This is a genomic window from Micromonospora sp. SYSU B005 (genome assembly GCF_055362685.1).
This window is the reverse complement of the sequence record NZ_JAXCFU010000014.1, coordinates 99,752-118,494: the sequence shown is the minus strand read 5'-3', so window position 1 is coordinate 118,494 and position 18,743 is coordinate 99,752. Positions and strand designations below refer to the sequence as shown.

The following is an 18,743-nucleotide window of genomic DNA, read 5'->3' as shown; positions in this document are numbered from 1 at the left end:
CTGGGGGTGGGAGAGGTGACGACACGCGCCACCAGGGGGCAGGATGGCGCTAGAGACCTATCCCACACGAAACCGAGGGAACGCCTGTGGCTACGGAACGCAAGCGCCCGGTGATCACCGCTGGTCTGCCGAGCCAGCTTCCGGACATCGACCCTGAAGAGACCAGCGAATGGGTCGAGTCACTCGACGGTGTCATCGACGAGCGCGGGACAAAGCGAGCCCGGTACGTCATGCTGCGCCTGCTGGAGCGGGCCCGCGAGCGGCAGGTCGGGGTGCCGTCACTGACCACCACCGACTACATCAACACGATCCCGCCGGAGCGCGAACCGTGGTTCCCGGGTGACGAGCACGTCGAGCGGCGGCTGCGGGCGTACATCAGGTGGAACGCCGCGATGCTGGTGCACCGGGCGCAGCGCCCGGAGATCGGCGTCGGCGGGCACATCTCGACGTTCGCCAGCTCGGCGTCCCTCTACGAGGTGGGCTTCAACCACTTCTTCCGGGGCAAGAACCACCCCGGCGGCGGCGACCAGATCTTCTACCAGGGTCACGCCTCCCCCGGCATGTACGCGCGGGCGTTCCTGGAGGGCCGGCTCAGCGAGAACCAGCTCGACGGGTTCCGGCAGGAGCTGTCGCACCCCGGTGGCGGGCTGCCGTCGTACCCGCACCCGCGGCTGATGCCGGACTTCTGGGAGTTCCCCACCGTCTCGATGGGCCTCGGCCCGCTGAACGCCATCTACCAGGCGCGGTTCAACCGCTACCTGCAGCACCGCGGCATCAAGGACACCTCCCAGCAGCACGTCTGGGCGTTCCTGGGCGACGGTGAGATGGACGAGGTCGAGTCGCTCGGCGCGATCGGCGTGGCCGCCCGCGAGGAGCTGGACAACCTCACCTTCGTGATCAACTGCAACCTCCAGCGCCTGGACGGACCGGTCCGCGGCAACGGCAAGGTCATGCAGGAGCTGGAGGCGTTCTTCCGGGGCGCCGGCTGGAACGTCATCAAGGTCGTCTGGGGCCGTGAGTGGGACCCGCTGCTCGCCGCGGACACCGACGGCGCGCTGGTCAACCTGATGAACACCACGCCCGACGGTGACTACCAGACCTACAAGGCGGAGTCCGGGGCGTACGTGCGGGAGCACTTCTTCGGCCGCGACCCGCGGACCCGCAAGATGGTCGAAGGGCTGACCGACGACGAGATCTGGAACCTCAAGCGGGGTGGCCACGACTACCGCAAGCTCTACGCCGCCTACAAGGCGGCGATGGAGCACACCGGCCAGCCGACGGTGATCCTCGCCAAGACGATCAAGGGCTGGACGCTCGGCTCGCACTTCGAGGGCCGCAACGCCACGCACCAGATGAAGAAGCTGACGCTGGAGGACCTGAAGCTCTTCCGCGACCGCCTCTACCTGGACATCCCGGACAAGCAGCTGGAGGAGAACCCGTACCTCCCGCCGTACTACACCCCGGGCGAGAAGTCGGACGAGATCGCGTACCTGAAGGACCGGCGGCAGCAGCTCGGCGGCTACCTGCCCACGCGCAGCACCACGCGCAAGACGCTGGCCATCCCGGGCAGCGAGCGGTTCTCCGACGTCAAGCGCGGGTCGGGCAAGCAGAAGGTCGCCACCACGATGGCGTTCGTCCGCCTGCTCAAGGACATCATGAAGGACAAGGAGTTCGGCAAGCGCTGGGTGCCGATCATCCCGGACGAGGCCCGTACCTTCGGTATGGACTCGCTGTTCCCGACCCAGAAGATCTACTCGCCGCACGGCCAGCGCTACACCGCCGTCGACCGGGACCTGTTCCTGTCCTACAAGGAGTCGACGACCGGCCAGATCCTGCACGAGGGGATCAACGAGGCCGGGTCGGTGGCCTCCTTCACCGCCGCGGGCACGGCGTACGCCACCCACGGCGAGCCGATGATCCCGCTGTACATCTTCTACTCGATGTTCGGCTTCCAGCGCACCGGCGACGGGTTCTGGGCGGCGGCGGACCAGATGGCTCGGGGCTTCGTGCTCGGCGCGACCGCCGGCCGGACCACGCTCAACGGTGAGGGCCTCCAGCACGAGGACGGCCACTCGCTGCTGCTCGCCGCCACCAACCCGGCGGTGGTCTCCTACGACGCGGCGTTCGCCTTCGAGCTGGCGCACATCGTGGAGAACGGCCTGCACCGGATGTACGGCGAGGCACAGGAGAACATCTTCTACTACCTCACCGTCTACAACGAGCCGATCTTCCAGCCGGCCGAGCCGGAGGGCGTGGACGTCGAGGGCATCGTCAAGGGCATCCACCGCTACTCCCCCGCGCCGCAGGTCGGCGACGATGCCCCGAAGGCGAACATCCTCGCCTCCGGCACCGGCATGCAGTGGGCGCTCAAGGCCCAGCAGCTGCTCGCCGAGGACTGGGGCGTGTCCGCCGACGTGTGGTCGGTGACGTCCTGGACCGAGCTGCGCCGCGACGCGGTGGAGTGCGAGGAGCACAACCTGCTCAACCCGGGCGAGGAGCCGCGGGTGCCGTACATCGCGCGGAAGCTGGCCGACGCCGACGGGCCGAAGGTCGCGGTAAGCGACTGGATGCGCGCGGTACCGGACCTGATCGCCCGCTGGGTACCCGGGGACTACACCTCGCTCGGCACCGACGGGTTCGGCATGTCGGACACGCGGCACGCGCTGCGCCGCCACTTCCACGTGGACGCCGAGTCGGTGGCGGTGGCCACGCTGCGCCAGCTAGCGCTGCGCGGCGTGGTGCCGGCGCACGTGCCGGCCGACGCGGCCCGCAAGTACGCGCTGGACGACGTCAACGCCGCCCCGGTCGGCGAGACCGGCGGCGACAGCTAGTACGCCTCACGCGAGAAGGGCCCGGCGCCAGGCGCGCCGGGCCCTTCTCGTCCCCCGATGCGACGACGGCCCGGCGTCCCTGGCGGGAACGCCGGGCCGTCACCATCGCGGGCGACGCCGGGACGGGCTCGGTCAGCCGACGGCGGCCAGGTCGGTCAGCCGGGCCAGCGAGTCCTCCAGGTCGGCGCCGACCCGGCGCAGGCCGAGCCGGAGCAGGGCCGCCTTGACGGGTCCGGCGGGCCACCGCACGACGATCAGGCGTACGACGGTGCCGCCGCCCTCCTCGTCCGGGGTCAGCTGGACGTAGATCTCGGTGCGCGCCTCGGCCCGGGCGCCGGCACCCTTCGCGCGTTCGCGCCAGCCGATCAGGGTCGGCTCCTGGAAGGCGATCACCTCGGCCTCGTGCGCGGCGCCGCGTCCTGCCTGGACCAGCTGCCGCCGCCCGAATCCCTCCCCGGACAGGACCTCGGCCGCGCGGACTCCCGCCAGCCAGGCCGGCAGCTGCTCGGCGCGCTGCACGACGTCCCAGACCACATCCACCGGCGCCGCCACGTGCGCACTTCGTTCCACGAGGATCATGAGTATCTTTCCCCCACTTAAATCACATCCGCGATATTTGGCACTCTATGTGTAAATCGGACTTAAGCGGACGGGTTCGGAAAAGACACGCCGGACTCCCTTGCGCCACCCAGTCATCTCGGCCTATGGCGCGTCGGTCCGCGGAGCCCTAGAGTCGCGAGCACGCTTCACGTTCTGGAGGGTGACTTGACGACCGCGCCGATGCCCGAGTTCCCCGCCGGCTTCCGCTGGGGGGTCTCCACCTCCGCGTACCAGATCGAGGGCGCGACCTCGGTCGACGGACGCGGTCCGTCCATCTGGGACACGTTCGCCCACGACCCGGGCCGGATCGCCGACGGCAGCACCGGCGACCAGGCGTGCGACCACTACCACAGGTACGCCGAGGACACCGCGCTGCTGGCCGGGCTGGGGGTGTCCGCGTACCGGTTCTCGATCGCCTGGCCCCGGATCCAGCCGGCGGGCACCGGCCCGGCGAACGCCGCCGGGCTGGACTTCTACGACCGGCTGGTGGACGGACTGCTCGCCGCCGGTGTGGACCCGGTCGCCACGCTGTTCCACTGGGACCTGCCGCAGGCCCTGGAGGACGCCGGTGGCTGGCTCAACCGGGACACCGCAGCCCGCTTCGCCGAGTACGCCGACCTGACCGCGGCCCGCCTCGGCGACCGGGTGAAGCTCTGGATCACGCTCAACGAGCCGTTCATCCACATGAGCCTCGGCCACGGCACGGGCGAGCACGCGCCCGGCCGCACGCTGCTGTTCGACGCCTTCCCGGTGGCCCACCACCAGCTCCTCGGGCACGGCCTCGCGGTCGCCGCGCTGCGCGCCCGCAGCACGTCCCCGGTGGCGATCGCCAACAACTACTCCCCGGTGCGCCTGGCCGGCGACACCGACGCGGACCGGGCCGCCGCCGCGGCGTACGACGCGCTGCACAACCGGCTGTTCACCGATCCGCTGCTCGGACGCGGCTACCCGGACGCGCTCGGCCCCGACCCGGGCGTGGTGCGCGACGGCGACCTGGACGTCATCGCCGCCCCGATCGACGTGCTCGGCGTGAACTACTACAACCCGACCGGCATCCGGGCGCCGGAGGCGGACTCGCCGCTGCCGTTCGAGATCGTGCCGCTGGAGGGCTACCCGCGTACCGCGTTCGACTGGCCGGTGGCCCCGGACGGCCTGCGGGAGCTGCTGCTCCTGCTGCACGAGCGGTACGGCGACGCGCTGCCGCCGATCCAGGTCACCGAGAGCGGCTGCGCGTACGACGACGCGCCGGACGCCGACGGCCGGGTGCACGACCCGGAGCGGATCGCGTACCTGGACGGGCACATCCGCGCGGTGCGCGAGGCGATGGCCGGGGGCGTGCCGGTGACCGGGTACTTCGTCTGGTCCCTGCTGGACAACTGGGAGTGGGCCGAGGGCTTCACCAAGCGGTTCGGCCTGGTGCACGTCGACTTCGCCACGCAGCAGCGGACGCCGAAGTCGTCGTACACCTGGTTCCGGGATCTGGTCCGGCGGTGACCACCGTCAACCCGACGCCGGCGTCGCTGCCGGCGGCGCTCGCGGAGCCGACCGTCCCGGTACGGCGGGGCTGGATCGCGCTGATCTTCGCGGCCAACCTGGGCGTCTGGATGGCGTTCTTCACCCCGATCCAGGTGCTGCTGCCGCAGCAGGTGGAACGGATCGCCCCGGCCGACAAGGAGGCCATGCTGGCGGTGGTCACCGGTATCGGCGCGCTCGCCGCGGTGCTGGCGAACCCGCTCGCCGGGGCGCTGTCCGACCGCACCTCGCTGCGGCTGGCCAACCGGCACTTCGGCCGCCGGCACATCTGGACCGCGCTCGGCGCGGTGGTCGGCGCGCTCGCCCTGTTGCTGCTGGCCCGGCAGAACACGATCGCCGGGGTGGCGGTGGCCTGGGTGGCGGCGCAGGTCTGCTTCAACGCGATGCTCGCCAGCCTCACCGCCGCGATCCCGGACCGGGTGCCGGTGGCGCAGCGCGGCGGCGTGTCCGGCTGGGTGGGCATCCCGCAGGCGCTGGGCCTGGTGCTCGGCGCGGTGCTGGTGACCGCCGTGGTCACCGGCAACGCCGCCGGGTACGCGGCGATCGCGCTCGCGGTGCTGCTGCTGTCGCTGCCGTTCGCGCTGCTGACCCAGGACGACCACCTGCCCCGGGAGCACCGCTCCCCGCTGCGGCTGCGCTCGCTGTTCGCCTCGATGTGGATCAGCCCGCGCCGCCACCCCGACTTCGCCTGGGCCTGGTTCACCCGGTTCCTGGTGCAGACCGGCAACGCACTGGGCACGCTCTACCTGCTCTACTTCCTCACCGACGGGGTACGGGTGGCCGACCCCGAGGGCTCCCTGCTGGTGCTGATCCTGCTCTACACGGTGGGCATGATGCTCACCGCAGTGGTCGCCGGACGCATGTCCGACCGCTCCGGCCGGCGCAAGGTCTTCGTGATCACCTCCGGGCTGATCATGGCGGTGGCGGCGGTGCTGCTCGCGGCGGCACCGACCTGGCCGATGGCGATCGTCGCGGCGCTGCTGCTCGGCGCCGGGTACGGCGTCTACCTGTCGGTGGACGCCGCGCTGATCACGCAGGTGCTGCCCGCCGCCACCGACCGGGCCAAGGACCTCGGCGTGATCAACATCGCCAACTCGGCGCCGCAGGTGCTCGGTCCGGCGCTGTCCGCGCCGATCGTCGTGCACCTCGGCGGCTACCCGACGCTGTACGCGGTCACCGCGGCGGTCACCCTGCTCGGCAGCGCCCTGGTCGTGAAGATCAAGTCGGTGCCCTGACCCGGCCCCCTGCCGGAAACCCGTCGCGGTCCGCCGTAGGCTGGGGGGCGTGACGGTACGTGTACGCTTCGCCCCTTCCCCGACCGGTATGTTCCACGTCGGCGGCGCCCGTTCGGCGCTGCAGAACTGGATCTTCGCCAAGCAGCAGGGCGGGGTGTTCGTGCTGCGCATCGAGGACACCGACGCGGCGCGTAACCGGCCCGAGTGGACCGAGGGCATCCTCTCCGCGCTCGACTGGATCGGCATCGCCCGGGGCAGCTACGAGGGCCCGTACTTCCAGTCCTCGTACGCGGGCGAGCACCGGGCCGCCGCGCAGCGGCTGTACGAGGGCGGCCGGGCCTACTACTGCGACTGCACCCGCGAGGACGTGCAGGCGCGTACCGGGCCGCAGCAGCGCGGCTACGACGGCTTCTGCCGGGACCGCGGCCTGGAGCCGGGCGAGGGCCGGGCACTGCGCTTCCGTACGCCCGACGAGGGCGAGACAGTGGTCGTCGACCTGGTCCGCGGCGAGCCGACGTTCGAGAACAAGCTGATCGAGGACTTCGTCATCGCCCGCGGCGACGGCTCCCCGGTGTTCCTGCTGGCGAACGTGGTCGACGACATGTCGATGGGGATCACCCATGTGATCCGGGCCGAGGAGCACCTGCCGAACACCCCGAAGCAGCAGCTCCTGTGGGACGCGCTCGGCGTCAAGCCGCCGGTCTGGGCGCACGTGCCGGTGGTGGTGAACGAGAAGCGGCAGAAGCTGTCCAAGCGGCGGGACAAGGTCGCGCTGGAGGCCTACCGGGACGAGGGCTACCTCGCCGACGCGATGCGCAACTACCTGATGCTGCTGGGCTGGGCACCCTCGGGCGACCGGGAGATCGTGCCCTGGTCGGTGATCGAGGAGGAGTTCCGGCTGGACGAGGTCAACCCGTCCCCGGCGTTCTTCGACGAGAAGAAGCTGCGCGCGTTCAACGGCGACTACATCCGGGCGCTGCCGGTGGCGGACTTCGTCGAGGCGTGCCGGCCGTGGCTCACCGGCACCGGCACCATCGCCCCGCCGCCGTGGCAGCCCGACGAGTTCGACCCGGCCGCGTTCGCGGCGGTGGCCCCGCTGGCGCAGACCCGGATCGCGGTGCTCAGCGAGATCGTGCCGAACGTCGACTTCCTGTTCCTGGCCGACCCGCTGATCGACGAGGCGGCCTGGGCCAAGGCGATGAAGGAGGGCGCCGCCGACCTGCTGGACGCGGCGATCGTCGCGTTCGAGGCGCTGGAGTCCTGGGACGCCGAGTCGCTGAAGGCCACGCTGGAGGCGGTCGGCGCGGAGCGCGGGCTGAAGCTCGGCAAGGCACAGGCGCCGGTACGCGTCGCGGTCACCGGGCGCACCGTCGGCCTGCCGCTGTTCGAGTCGCTGGAGGTGCTCGGCCGCGACCGTACGCTGACCCGGCTGCGCGCCGCCCGCGTACGCCTGGTCTGAGCCGCAGGCACGGCGCCGGTTCCGACGCTCGGGCGTGTCGTGGCCGGAGAGCGGTACGTCGATTGAGCGATATGCCTCTGAGTCATGATTATGACTCAGAGGCATATGCGTTTTCGGCGATCATTGCGCCGGCAGTGTCACGCAGAGTGGTCGAGCGCGCTGGCCACGATCACCGGCGGGTGGCCCGGCGGCGCAGCAGCAGCCCGCCGCCCAGCGCCGCGAGCACCACCACCGCGCCGGCCGCCCACAGCCAGCCCGTACCGCCGTCGTCGTCCGCTCCGGCGGCGGCCGGGGTCGGGCTCGGCGCCGCGCTGGTGGGCAGAGCGGCGGAAGTCGCGGGGGCGGCGCTGGTGGGCGGCACGGTCGCCGACGGCGACTCGGCCGGGGTGCCGGTGGTCAGGGTGAACCGGACCTCCCCCTTGATCGGGTGTCCGTCGTCGGAGGCCAGCCGGTAGGTCACGATGTAGAGGCCGGCCGCGCCCGGCCGGAACGGCACGATCACCCGCTTGCCGGAGAAGGTCGGCGCGCCGCCGGTCGCGGCCACGTTGTCCGGCCCGGTGACGGTGACCTCGGTGGTCGCCTCCTTCGGCGTGGCGAGGAAGCGCAGCTCGATCCGCTCCGGCGCGGCGGCCAGCCGGGCCCCGTCGCGCGGGTCGCTGCCGGTCAGCGAGTTGTGCGCGGCGGCCGGCGCGGCCGGCAGCAGCGCGAACGCCGCCACCACCCCGAGCACGACCGTCCAGGTACGTGTCACACGGGCGACCCTGCCCCCCATGGTTCCCTCCGTCCGGGTAGGATCCGGCCGATGATCATCGACCGCTCGTTGGCCGGTCTCAGCTCGCAGATAGTTCCAAATACTCTTCCACCAGCTGCAACCGAGCGCCGTTCTGCGGAGTCTTTGTGGTGGACACCGGTCCAGTGTGACCTGCAGCGGAAGCCAGCCATCGAACGGGGCGAGGAGGCGGCGATGGTCCGAAGGGTGAGACGGTTGCTCGTCGCCGTGACCGGGAGCATGGCGGCTCTGACGTGCACGCTGGCCCTGGCCGGCACGGCAGCGGTTCAGGCCGCGCCGAAGCCCAAGCCGGCCCCGACCGGCGTCGACATCACCGGCGAGCGGCTCGACGCGCCGTTGAAGCTGCGCGCCGACGTCAGCCCGAACGAGGTCAACCTGGTGGTCGACCAGGTCAAGTGGCTCGGCACGACCGGTCAGCTGCGCGGCCCGGCCGCCAAGGACCTCGGTCCGAAGTACACGGTGGTGGTGCTCGCCGCCGCCGGCCCGCAGCGCACCTACGACCTGTTCCCGCTGGCCAAGGGCGGTCCCCGGATCTACCGGCCGGGCAAGCAGCCGGACCTGAGCAGCACCCGCGCCGGCTGGTTCTTCGGCCGGCTCAACATGCCCGAGACGCTGCGCTCGGTGGGCGTGCCGATGCCGGCGCAGTTCGACACGCTCGCCGGCGGCATCGGCGGCGGCGAGCGGGTGCTTCCGGAGGAGGCGCTCGACCCGGTGCAGAACATCGACACCGCGCTCGGCGAACTCCAGCGGCTGCTGCTGCTCAACGTGGGCATCGTGGTCGTCATCACCGCCGGGCTGGCCGGCATCGCGCTGCTGGTCCGCCGCCGCACCCGCTGAGGCACGGCACGGCCCCGCGGCTGTCCGGCCCGGCCGCACCCCGTCACGCCGGCAGGCGGCGCGTCAGCACCAGCGGCGCGGCGGGCGCTCCCGGCGGGTGGTGCGGTTGCGCGGGCGTACCGCGCCGTGCCGATGGGCGCCCGCCCAGCCCGCGAGATCGCTGCGGCAGTTCCGGTCGGACGGCTCGTCGTCGGCCGGGTGCGCCGGCTCCGCCGCCCGCTGCCGGGGCACGCCCGGCTCGTCCTCGGCGCGCTCCGGCACCCGGCCCGCAGGCTGCTCGCCCTGATGGTTCAGGCACTGCCGGCGCGGGTGCATGGCTGTCGCCGGCTGGTCGTGGCCCCGCCGGCAGGCCTCACCCTGGGCGCAACCGTGCTCGGCCTCCCCCTGCGCCATCCCCGGCCCCCCTCACGCGTCGCCCTCGCCCGCCCGGCCGGAGTCTGGCCCGGCGTGCCCTGACACCGTACTGGCCCGGCCGGACGAGATCGTCAGCGCGTACCGGTGGAGATCGTCACGCCACCGCGGGCCCGCCGGCTCGAAGTGGATCCGCTGGTCACGCCGTGTCAGGCTGGTGCGGTGAGCGAACCGGGCGGAACGGAGACGTCGGCGACGCTGCGCCGCATCGAACGGGCGGCGGGCGGCCTGGCGACCGCAAGCGTGGCCCGGATGGACGAGACGCTGCCGTGGTTCCGTGAGCTGCCCGCCGACCAGCGCTCCTGGGTCATGCTCGTCGCCCAGGCCGGCGTGCGCTCCCTGGTGCAGTGGCTGCGTCAGGGCGGCGGCGCGACCGACCGCACCCAGGAGGTGTCGGACGAGGTCTTCGCCGCCGCGCCGCAGGCACTGGCCCGCTCGATCAGCCTCCAGCAGACCGTGGCGCTGATCAAGGTGACCATCGACGTGGTCGAGGAACAGGTGTCGGACCTGGCCGTACCGGGCGAGGAGCAGTCGCTGCGGGAGGCGGTACTGCGCTTCTCCCGGGAGATCGCGTTCGCCGCCGCGCGGGTGTACGCCCGGGCCGCCGAGAGCCGCGGCTCCTGGGACGCCCGGTTGCAGGCGCTGCTTGTCGACGCGCTGCTACGGGGCGACTCCCCGGACGTGCTGGCCAGCCGCGCCGCCGCGCTGGGCTGGACCGACGCGCCGCCGGTGGCGGTGGCGGTGGGCCGCTCCCCCGGCGGCGAGGTCGCGGCCGTGCTGCACACCGTCTACCGGCAGGCCCGCCGGATCGGCGTCGAGGTGATCGGCGGCGTGCACGGCGACCGCCTGGTCATCGTGCTGGGCGGGGCGGCCGATCCGGTGGCGGCCACGGAGAAGCTGCGTACCGCCTTCGGTGAGGGGCCGGTGGTGGTCGGCCCGGCGGTGCCCAGCCTGGACGAGGCCACCGAGTCGGCGCGGGCCGCGCTGGCCGGGTTCCGGGCCGCGCCGGCCTGGCCGACCGCGCCGTGCCCGGTCGCCGCCGACGAGTTGCTCCCGGAACGCGCGCTGGCCGGGGACACCGAGGCCCGCCGCCGGTTGCGCCACGACGTGTACGCGGCACTGGCCCGCTCCGGCGGTGAGCTGCTGGAGACGCTCGACGCGTTCTTCGCCGCCGGCGGCACGCTGGAGAGCGCCGCCCGGGCGCTGTTCGTGCACCCGAACACCGTGCGCTACCGGCTGAAGCGGATCGCCGAGGTGACCGGTTTCTCCCCACTGGCCCCGCGCGACGCGTTCGCGCTGCAGGTCGCGCTGACAGTGGGACGGCTCGACCCGGTGGTGCCGGCGGTCTCCGACAGGCGATGATCGCCAGCGATCTTTGTAGGTTTCCTCTAAAGGTTCTAGTGCGGTTTGGTGCCGTACGTTACAGCGCGGCACGCCCGGATCCGTCAGAGTCGTACACGTGCTCGCCGTACTCTCCCCCGGACAGGGTTCGCAGAAGCCCGGCTTCCTCGCGCCGTGGCTCGACCTCCCCGGCACCGAGGCGCGTCTGCGCTGGTGGTCGGCGCTCGCCGGGGTGGATCTGATCCACCTGGGCACCCGGGCGGACGCGGACGAGATCAAGGACACCGCCCGCACCCAGCCGCTGCTGGTCGCCGCCGCGCTGCTCGCCGCCGAGCACCTGCCGATGCACGACGTCGGGCTGGTCGCCGGGCACAGCGTCGGTGAGCTGGGCGCCGCCGCGCTGGCCGGAGTACTCCCGGCCGAGGCCGCCGTGACGCTCGCCGGCGTACGCGGGCGGGAGATGGCCGCCGCCTGCGCGCTGGAGCCGACCGGGATGGCCGCCGTGCTCGGCGGCGACCCGGACGAGGTGCTCGCCGCGCTCCAGTCGCACGGGCTGCACCCGGCCAACCGCAACGGCGCCGGTCAGATCGTCGCCGCCGGCGCGGTCGACGCGCTGGACAAGCTGGCCGCCGAGCCGCCGGCCCGCACCCGGGTCATCCGGCTCCAGGTGGCGGGCGCGTTCCACACGCCGTACATGGCGCCGGCCGAGACCGCGCTCGCCGCGCTCGCCGCCGGTGTCCCGGCCTCCGCCCCGGCCCGGATCCTGCTGTCCAACCTCGACGGCGCACCGGTCGGGCACGGCCCCGAGACGGTACGCCGGCTGGTCCGGCAGGTGACCGCCCCGGTCCGCTGGGACCTGTGCATGCGCACGCTGGCCGACCTCGGCGTCACCGGCGTGATCGAGTTGCCGCCCGCCGGCACGCTCGCCGGGCTGGTCAAGCGGGAACTCAAGGGCGAGGGCGTACCCGAGATCGTCACCCTGAACACCCCGGCCGACCTGCCCGCCGCGCGCCGCCTGATCGCCCGGCACGCCGGCCCCGCCGCCCGCCCGGCCGCGCCGTCGTTCCGGGTGGTCGTCTCCCCCGCCGCCGGCCGCCTCGACCTGTCGGCCGGACCGGCCGAGGGTGCCGAGGTACGCGCCGGTGAGGTCCTCGGCCACGTCACCACCGGCCGGGGCCCGGTCGAGGTGACCGCACACGACAACGGGCCGCTCGTCGAGTGGCTCGCACACCACGACGACCCGGTCGCACCGGGCCAGCCCCTCGTCCGTATCGGAGGAACGCACTAAATGGCCGGCAGCCGGATCGTCGCGATGGGGCACTACCAGCCCTCCCGCGTCGTCACGAACGACGAGATCGCCCAGATGGTCGACACCAACGACGAGTGGATCCGGGACCGGGTCGGCATCGTCACCCGGCGGATCGCGGGCGACGAGACGGTGGCCGACATGGCCACCGCCGCCGCCGGCAAGGCGCTCGCCAACGCCGGGCTGACCGCCGCCGACATCGACCTGGTCGTGGTGGCGACCTGCTCGTCCGTTGACCGCAGCCCCAACGTGGCCTGCCGGGTCGCGGCCAAGCTGGGCATCAACGCGCCCGGGGCGTACGACCTCAACACCGCCTGCTCCGGTTTCGCGTACGCGCTGGGCACTGTCGACCACGCGATCCGGGCCGGCGCGGCGCGCAACGCGATCGTCATCGGCGCGGAGAAGCTCTCCGACTTCACCGACTGGACCGACCGCTCGACCTGCATCATCTTCGCCGACGGCGCCGGGGCGGCCGTGGTCAGCGCGACCGCCGACGACGAGCCGGCCGGGATCGGGCCGGTGGTCTGGGGCTCCGCACCGGAGAAGAGCGACGCGGTCCGGATCGAGGGCTGGCAGCCGTACATCACCCAGGAGGGCCAGTCGGTGTTCCGCTGGGCCACCACCGCGATCGCCCCGCTCGCGCTGCAGGCGTGCGAACGCGCCGGGGTGGACCCGTCGGAGCTGGCCGCGTTCGTGCCGCACCAGGCCAACGCCCGGATCATCGACGGCATCGCCAAGCGGCTGAACATCCCGGACGCGATCATCGCCAAGGACATCGTCGAGTCCGGCAACACGTCGGCGGCGAGCATCCCGCTGGCCCTGTCGAAGCTGGTCGAGCGCCGCGAGGTGCCCTCGGGCGCCCCGGTGCTGCTGTTCGGCTTCGGCGGCGGCCTGACCTACGCCGGTCAGGTCGTGCGCTGCCCCTGAGACCCCCTCGGGCGCGAACGCGCCGAGGTGCGTGACCGGCGACGCCGGTCACCGGAACCCCCGATGAGAGGAACCAACCGCAATGACCCGTGACGAGATCACCGCCGGCCTCGCCGAGATCCTCGAAGAGGTTGCCGGGGTGAACCCGGACGACGTGGCCGAGGGGAAGTCCTTCACCGACGACCTCGACGTCGACTCGCTCTCCATGGTCGAGGTCGTGGTGGCGGCCGAGGAGAAGTTCGGCGTCAAGATCCCGGACAACGAGGTGCAGAACCTCAAGACCGTCGGGGACGCGGTCAGCTACATCGAGGCGCAGTCCTGATCATGAGTCGTCCCGACGTCGTCGTCACCGGGCTCGGCGCGACGACCCCGCTCGGCGGGGACGTCGCGTCGACCTGGGACGCCATGCTCGCCGGCCGCTCCGGGGTGAGTGCGCTCACCCAGGAGTGGGCCGCGCAACTGCCCGTCCGGATCGCCGCCGAACTGGCGGTCGACCCGTCCGAGGTGCTGGACCGGGTGAAGCTGCGCCGACTGGACCGCTCGGAGGCGATCGCCATCATCGCCGCCAAGCAGGCGTGGGCCGACGCCGGTCTGGACGAGACCGCGCCGGACCCGGAGCGCCTGGCGGTCAGCGTGGGCTCGGGCATCGGCGGCGCCACCACCCTGCTCGCCCAGGACGACATCCTGGAGGCGTCCGGACCGCGGCGGGTCTCCCCGCACACCATCCCGATGCTGATGCCGAACGGCCCGGCCGCCTGGGTCGGCCTGGAGCTGGGCGCCAAGGCCGGCGTCCACACCGTGGCCAGCGCCTGCGCGACCGGCGCGGAGGCGATCGCGCTGGGCCTGGACATCATCCGCGCCGGCCGGGCCGACGTGGTGGTGGCCGGCGGCACCGAGGCGGTCATCCACCCGCTGCCGATCGCCGGCTTCAGCTCGATGCGGGCCATGTCGACCCGCAACGACGACCCGGAGCGGGCCTCACGGCCGTGGGACTCCGGTCGCGACGGCTTCGTCCTCGGTGAGGGCGCGGGCGTGGTGATCCTGGAGCGCGCCGACCACGCCGCCGCCCGGGGCGCCCGGGTGTACGCGCGCCTGGCCGGGGCGGGGATCACCTCGGACGCGTACGACATCGTGCAGCCGCACGCCGAGGGTGAGGGCGCGATCCGCGCCATCGCCCGGGCCGTCGCCGACGCGGACGTGGCCCGTACCGACATCGTGCACGTCAACGCGCACGCCACCTCCACCCCGGTCGGGGACATGCTGGAGATCGGCGCGCTGCGTCAGGCGGTCGGCGACCACCCGGTGCTCACCGCCACGAAGTCGATGACCGGGCACCTGCTCGGCGCGGCCGGCGCGCTGGAGTCGATCGCCACCATCCTGGCCATCCGGGACGGCGTGATCCCGCCGACGATCAACCTGGACGACCCGGACGAGGGCCTGACGCTGGACGTCGCCGCGCACAAGGCGCGTCACATGGAGATCCCGGCGGCGCTGAACAACGCGTTCGGCTTCGGCGGGCACAACGTGGCGCTGGTCTTCACCCGCCCCTGAGCGGACGTGCGGAAGGGCCCCTACTCCGACGGAGTAGGGGCCCTTCCTTACACCTCAGCCGCGGTTGCGGGGGTGCTGCCGGGCGGTCCGCTCGTTGCCATGCCGGTAGTTGCCGGTCCACCGGGCCATGGTCAGCTGCGGATCGTCGCCGACCTCGGCCAGGAACTGCGCGGCCCGGCCGCCGCGCAACGTGCCGGCGACCCGGCCGTGATGCGTGATGATGACCGTGCCGTCGCCGCGCTCGACGTACCGGAAGCCCTGTGCCGCCTGTCCCATGGGCGCCACCCTGCCAGCCGGCCGCCCCGGACCGCACCCGAGTTACGACGGCAAAGGTCAGGTGCGGCAGGTGGTGGCGGGCAGGCCGGAGACCGGCACCGGGGAGCGCCCGGCCGGGCGGGCCTTGCCGGCGAGCACCGCCGCGAGCCCGGTCATCGACGCGCGGGTGGACGAGTAGGTCGCCATCAGCGTCGGGGACTTCGCCCCGGACAGCACGTACGGCGTGTCCATGGCCACCGTCACGGCGGCGTCGGCGCGCAGGTCCTTCGCACCGTCGCCGTACCCGACCAGGTGCACCACAGTCCCGCCGGAGGGCACCACCTTGACCCCGGCCTTGGTGAGCGCCTCGGTCAGCAGCTTGCGGGTGCGCTCCCGGCCGCCGGAGGAGGTGACGCTCACCGGTCCGCTCACCGCGCCGCCGCACTTGCCGCGCAGCACCGTCACGGCGGCGGTGGCCAGGTCGTCGGCGGCCTTGCGGTGTGCGGCGCCGTCGAGCGTGGACAGGGCGGGCGCGTCCCGCCCGGCCAGCCGGAACTTCATGGTCAGCACCCGGGTGACCGCCTCGACCAGGCGGGCGCGGGGCAGCGAGCCGTCCTTGAGCGCGGCGCGCAGCCCGTCGTACGCCTGGGTGACGTTCGGGGTCATCAGGATGAGGTCGTTGCCGGCGTTGAGCGCGCGTACGGCGGCCTCGCCCGGCGACCACTTCTTCGCCGGGGCCATGTTCATCCCGTCGGTGATCACCACGCCCTGGAAGCCGAGCTGGCCGCGCAGCACGTCGGTGAGCAGTTTGCGGGAGAACGTGGCGGGGGTGCCCGGGTCGACTGCCTTGACGTCCAGGTGGGCCGACATCACCGCCATGGCCCCGGCGCCGATGCCGGACCGGAACGGCGGGAACGCGAGGCGGTCCAGCTCGGCGCGGGACTGCTTGATCACTGGCAGTTCGGTGTGCGAGTCCTCGGCGCTCAGGCCGTGCCCGGGGAAGTGCTTGACGGCGGCGCCGACGCCCTCGGCCTGCAGGCCGCGTACCGCGCCGGCCACCTGCGGGGACGCGGTCGCCGGGTCGGCGCCGAAGGAGCGGGAGCCGATCACCGCGCTGCGGGTCGCCAGCACGTCGGCGACGGGCGCGAAGTCGAGGTTGATGCCCATCGCGGCCAGCTCGGCCCCGGCGGCCCGCCAGGCGGCCTCGGTGAGTGCCGGGTTCCCGGCGGCGCCGGCGGCGAGCGGGCTGGGCAGCAGGGTCACCCCGTCGGTGATCCGGGTGACCACGCCGTACTCCTGGTCGGTGCCGATCAGGAACGGCGCGGTGCCGGCGGGCAGCTTGCCGGCGGCGGCGCGCAGCCCGTCGGTGAGCGCACGGACCTGCTTGGGGTTGTCCACGTTCGTGGTGGCCTGGTTGCCCGAGGTGGGGTCGTCGGCGCTGAAGCCGACCAGGATCACCCCGCCGAGGCGGTACTTCGCGACCATCTCGGCGGGGGTGTCGACGCCGGCGAGCGCCCGGTTCCCGGCTGCCGAGCCGGCCGACACCTGGGTGGCGGAGCTGCCGTAGGCGTACGGCATCAGCACCTGCCCGACCAGGTCCTCGTCGCTCAGCGTGCCGACGAGCGCGGCGGCACGGGCGGCCGGATCGGCGGCCGGCTGGTCACTCGGCGCGGGCGCTGCCGACGACGGCCCCGGGCTCGTCGGGGTGGGCCGGGGCCGGTCCGGCCCGTCCGAGCACCCGGAGACGAGCAGCGCGGTCAGTGCGGCGAGCGCGACGGCGGAGCGCCGCGGGGAAATCGACACGCGGCCTACCGTATCGGGGCAACTCGGCCGCCGTCACCCGACCCGGGTGAGCAGCGTCACCGGCGCGCCGTCGCCGGCGTACCGGTAGGGCTCCAGCTCGGCGTCCCAGGCGGTGCCCAGCGCCTTGTCCAGGGCGTGGGCCAGCGCCTCCGGGCCGCGCGCGGCGGCCATCAGGCTGCGGAGGCGGTCCTCGCCGAGCTGGATGTCGCCGGCCGCGCCGACAGCGGCCCGGAACAGGCCCCGGCCCGGTACGTACATGAAACGCTCGCCGTCGACGCCGGGACTGGGTTCCTCGGTGACCTCGAAACGGATCATGGGCCACTGCCGGAGGGCAGCGGCCAGCTCCGCGCCGGTCCCCGGGCTGCCGGTCCAGCCGCACTCGGCGCGACGGGCGCCCGGATCGACGGGCTGCGCCGTCCAGTGCAGGTTGACCGGCGCGGCGAGGACGCGCGCGATCGCCCACTCGACGTGCGAGCACACGGCGAGCGGGGTCGAGTGGACGTATACGACGCCACGCGTTGGCACGGTGACCTCCCGGTGAGCCGAGGTGCGTCTTCCCCTACGACCTCGTCGTACCGAGTGGTACCTGGCACACATGATGACCCGTGTGACTGGTGGTGCGCCAGCGAATCGGAAAATTCGCCGGTCCGCCGGGGCGGGAAATACCCGGGTGGTGGACCCGGTTATGCCCTCTGACGCCGCGACGACCAGCCAGGTGTCGTGGTCGTGTACAGTTCTCTGGGCGGTTCTGTGCCGCCGTACATCTTCGCGGGCCGGCGCCCACCCGGGCGTCACTCGCACAGCCCCCGGACGGCCTTCCGTCCCCACCGTACGTCTGCAAGGAGTACCTCCGTGGCGAGCAACACCTCTAAGACCGCGCGCGCGTCCGTCCGGGCCGGCCAGGCTGGCCAGGGTGGCGCCCTCAGCGTGCTGGGCGAGTTCAAGTACCTGATCCCGCTCAACGGCGGCAAGCACGCCTACGTGCGCAACCTGACCAACGGCAAGACCGCGCACCTGCGCACCGACTCCGACGCCTTCGTCGAGGAGATCCGGGTGCTGGCCGCCGCCGGCCACGCCGCCAAGATCCGCGCCGAGATCAACGGCCTGGCCGCGTCCTACCCGGACCACGGCTGGGACGCCACCGAGAAGCGCCTGGTCGAGGCCGGCGTCTTCGAGGGCTGAGCGCCCTCACCCGCACCACCGCTACCGCCCGCCGGGATCATCCCGGCGGGCGGTTTCGCGCCTCCTCCTGCGGCAGCAGCGTCACCTCGCCGGTGGCCAGGTCGTAGAGCGCGCCCTCCACCGCCAGCTCGCCTGCGTCCACCGGCCCGGCCAGCCGGTCGTCGGCGCGCAACGCGGCCACCGTGCGCCGGACGTGGCGGCGGATCGCCAGCGGGTGCGCGTCCGGGTCGTCCACCCCGACGTCGGTCACCGCCGGGGCGATCCCGTCCACCACGTACGCCAGGTCGCCGCCGGGCCGCCGTCCGGTGCGCAGCGCCTCGACCGTCGAGCCGACCGCGCCGCAGCGCTCGTGCCCCAGCACCATCACCAGGCGCACGCCGAGCTGCTCCACCACGTACTCGATCGAGCCGCGGACGGCCCGGTCCAGCACGTGCCCGCCGGTACGGATCACGCAGATCGAACCGAACGTCTGGTCGAAGATCGCCTCCAACGGCACCCGCGAGTCGATACAGCCCAGCACCACCGCGTACGGCTGCTGGTCGCCGGAGGCCACCGCCGCGGCGGCGGTGACGTCGTGCCCGTGCACCGGCTGGCCGCTGACGAAGCGGCGGTTGCCGGCGAGCAGCTCGGCCAGCGCGGCGCGCGGACTGGTGGACGGCATGTCTCCCAGCCTGGTCACCGA

Annotated in this window: 18 protein-coding genes; 11 read left to right on the top strand and 7 right to left on the bottom strand. The window is 73.1% G+C overall.

Features of this window, described 5'->3' with window-relative positions; all coding sequences use genetic code 11:
• Positions 1-86 precede the first annotated feature (86 nt).
• A complete protein-coding gene (gene aceE, locus SM452_RS25715; protein WP_355508242.1) occupies positions 87-2,831 on the top strand; it encodes a pyruvate dehydrogenase (acetyl-transferring), homodimeric type in 2,745 nt (914 codons plus the stop codon).
• Between the two features lie 132 nt (positions 2,832-2,963).
• On the opposite strand, the gene SM452_RS25710 is transcribed toward aceE, so the two are convergent.
• The gene (locus SM452_RS25710) at positions 2,964-3,410 is read right to left on the bottom strand and encodes an SRPBCC family protein (protein WP_013287829.1); all 447 of its coding nucleotides are present in this window, start codon (positions 3,408-3,410) and stop codon (positions 2,964-2,966) included.
• 201 nt (positions 3,411-3,611) lie between these two features.
• Here SM452_RS25710 and SM452_RS25705 point away from each other — a divergent pair, with 201 nt between their 5' ends.
• From SM452_RS25705 to gltX, 3 genes are read left to right on the top strand one after another with little or no spacing between them, the layout of a single operon-like run.
• Entirely contained in the window at positions 3,612-4,925 is a 1,314-nt protein-coding gene (locus tag SM452_RS25705; protein WP_357209487.1) for a GH1 family beta-glucosidase, read from the top strand.
• A complete protein-coding gene (locus SM452_RS25700; protein ID WP_355508245.1) occupies positions 4,922-6,199 on the top strand; it encodes an MFS transporter in 1,278 nt (425 codons plus the stop codon). Before SM452_RS25705 ends, SM452_RS25700 begins: the two co-directional genes overlap by 4 nt.
• Positions 6,200-6,248: 49 nt before the next feature.
• A complete protein-coding gene (gene gltX, locus SM452_RS25695; protein WP_308212770.1) occupies positions 6,249-7,658 on the top strand; it encodes a glutamate--tRNA ligase in 1,410 nt (469 codons plus the stop codon).
• Positions 7,659-7,827: 169 nt separating this feature from the next.
• On the opposite strand, the gene SM452_RS25690 is transcribed toward gltX, so the two are convergent.
• Positions 7,828-8,409, bottom strand: coding sequence for a copper resistance CopC family protein (locus SM452_RS25690; RefSeq protein ID WP_355508247.1), 582 nt, complete (start codon positions 8,407-8,409; stop codon positions 7,828-7,830).
• Positions 8,410-8,622: 213 nt separating this feature from the next.
• Here SM452_RS25690 and SM452_RS25685 point away from each other — a divergent pair, with 213 nt between their 5' ends.
• The gene (locus SM452_RS25685) at positions 8,623-9,285 is read left to right on the top strand and encodes a hypothetical protein (protein ID WP_463840863.1); all 663 of its coding nucleotides are present in this window, start codon (positions 8,623-8,625) and stop codon (positions 9,283-9,285) included.
• A 63-nt stretch (positions 9,286-9,348) separates the two neighbouring features.
• Here SM452_RS25685 and SM452_RS25680 read toward each other — a convergent pair whose 3' ends face one another.
• The gene (locus tag SM452_RS25680; RefSeq protein ID WP_355508253.1) at positions 9,349-9,678 is read right to left on the bottom strand and encodes a hypothetical protein; all 330 of its coding nucleotides are present in this window, start codon (positions 9,676-9,678) and stop codon (positions 9,349-9,351) included.
• 105 nt (positions 9,679-9,783) lie between these two features.
• Between SM452_RS25680 and SM452_RS25675 the strand changes: the two genes are divergently transcribed.
• The 5 genes from SM452_RS25675 (at position 9,784) to fabF (ending at position 14,821) form a co-directional block, all read left to right on the top strand.
• Positions 9,784-11,058 carry a PucR family transcriptional regulator gene (locus SM452_RS25675; protein ID WP_318335156.1) on the top strand — a complete coding sequence of 425 codons (1,275 nt, stop codon included), beginning with the start codon at positions 9,784-9,786 and terminating at the stop codon, positions 11,056-11,058.
• A gap of 97 nt (positions 11,059-11,155) precedes the next feature.
• On the top strand, positions 11,156-12,325 hold the full coding sequence (locus tag SM452_RS25670) for an acyltransferase domain-containing protein (protein ID WP_463840862.1): 1,170 nt from the start codon (positions 11,156-11,158) through the stop codon (positions 12,323-12,325).
• Positions 12,326-13,270, top strand: a complete 945-nt coding sequence (locus tag SM452_RS25665) for a beta-ketoacyl-ACP synthase III (RefSeq protein ID WP_357209458.1) — start codon at positions 12,326-12,328, stop codon at positions 13,268-13,270. It abuts the gene before it with no gap.
• 82 nt (positions 13,271-13,352) lie between these two features.
• A complete protein-coding gene (locus SM452_RS25660) occupies positions 13,353-13,592 on the top strand; it encodes an acyl carrier protein (RefSeq protein WP_007072348.1) in 240 nt (79 codons plus the stop codon).
• A gap of 2 nt (positions 13,593-13,594) precedes the next feature.
• Complete coding sequence (gene fabF, locus SM452_RS25655) at positions 13,595-14,821, top strand: beta-ketoacyl-ACP synthase II (RefSeq protein WP_357209457.1); 1,227 nt, start codon at positions 13,595-13,597, stop codon at positions 14,819-14,821.
• Positions 14,822-14,875: 54 nt separating this feature from the next.
• On the opposite strand, the gene SM452_RS25650 is transcribed toward fabF, so the two are convergent.
• From SM452_RS25650 to SM452_RS25640, 3 genes are read right to left on the bottom strand one after another with little or no spacing between them, the layout of a single operon-like run.
• A complete protein-coding gene (locus SM452_RS25650) occupies positions 14,876-15,097 on the bottom strand; it encodes a hypothetical protein (protein ID WP_355508262.1) in 222 nt (73 codons plus the stop codon).
• A gap of 57 nt (positions 15,098-15,154) precedes the next feature.
• Positions 15,155-16,879 (bottom strand): glycoside hydrolase family 3 protein, encoded by a 1,725-nt coding sequence (locus SM452_RS25645; RefSeq protein ID WP_355508264.1) that lies wholly within the window; start codon positions 16,877-16,879, stop codon positions 15,155-15,157.
• Positions 16,880-16,912: 33 nt separating this feature from the next.
• On the bottom strand, positions 16,913-17,404 hold the full coding sequence (locus tag SM452_RS25640) for a DUF3145 domain-containing protein (RefSeq protein WP_135241468.1): 492 nt from the start codon (positions 17,402-17,404) through the stop codon (positions 16,913-16,915).
• A gap of 327 nt (positions 17,405-17,731) precedes the next feature.
• On the opposite strand from SM452_RS25640, the gene SM452_RS25635 reads away from it, so the two are divergent.
• Positions 17,732-18,061, top strand: a complete 330-nt coding sequence (locus SM452_RS25635; protein ID WP_013287842.1) for a hypothetical protein — start codon at positions 17,732-17,734, stop codon at positions 18,059-18,061.
• Between the two features lie 37 nt (positions 18,062-18,098).
• On the opposite strand, the gene SM452_RS25630 is transcribed toward SM452_RS25635, so the two are convergent.
• Complete coding sequence (locus tag SM452_RS25630; protein ID WP_355508266.1) at positions 18,099-18,722, bottom strand: carbonic anhydrase; 624 nt, start codon at positions 18,720-18,722, stop codon at positions 18,099-18,101.
• Between the last annotated feature and the right edge of the window lie 21 nt (positions 18,723-18,743).

Bases quoted from the DNA above. Each gene is read 5' to 3' on its own strand.
- SM452_RS25705 (WP_357209487.1), top strand. From the start codon at position 3,612: ATGCCCGAGTTCCCCGCCGGCTTCCGCTGGGGGGTCTCCACCTCCGCG.
- SM452_RS25680 (WP_355508253.1), bottom strand. From the start codon at position 9,678: ATGGCGCAGGGGGAGGCCGAGCACGGTTGCGCCCAGGGTGAGGCCTGC.
- SM452_RS25660 (WP_007072348.1), top strand. From the start codon at position 13,353: ATGACCCGTGACGAGATCACCGCCGGCCTCGCCGAGATCCTCGAAGAG.
- SM452_RS25650 (WP_355508262.1), bottom strand. From the start codon at position 15,097: ATGGGACAGGCGGCACAGGGCTTCCGGTACGTCGAGCGCGGCGACGGC.
- SM452_RS25710 (WP_013287829.1), bottom strand. From the start codon at position 3,410: ATGATCCTCGTGGAACGAAGTGCGCACGTGGCGGCGCCGGTGGATGTG.
- SM452_RS25665 (WP_357209458.1), top strand. From the start codon at position 12,326: ATGGCCGGCAGCCGGATCGTCGCGATGGGGCACTACCAGCCCTCCCGC.
- SM452_RS25630 (WP_355508266.1), bottom strand. From the start codon at position 18,722: ATGCCGTCCACCAGTCCGCGCGCCGCGCTGGCCGAGCTGCTCGCCGGC.
- fabF (WP_357209457.1), top strand. From the start codon at position 13,595: ATGAGTCGTCCCGACGTCGTCGTCACCGGGCTCGGCGCGACGACCCCG.
- SM452_RS25685 (WP_463840863.1), top strand. From the start codon at position 8,623: ATGGTCCGAAGGGTGAGACGGTTGCTCGTCGCCGTGACCGGGAGCATG.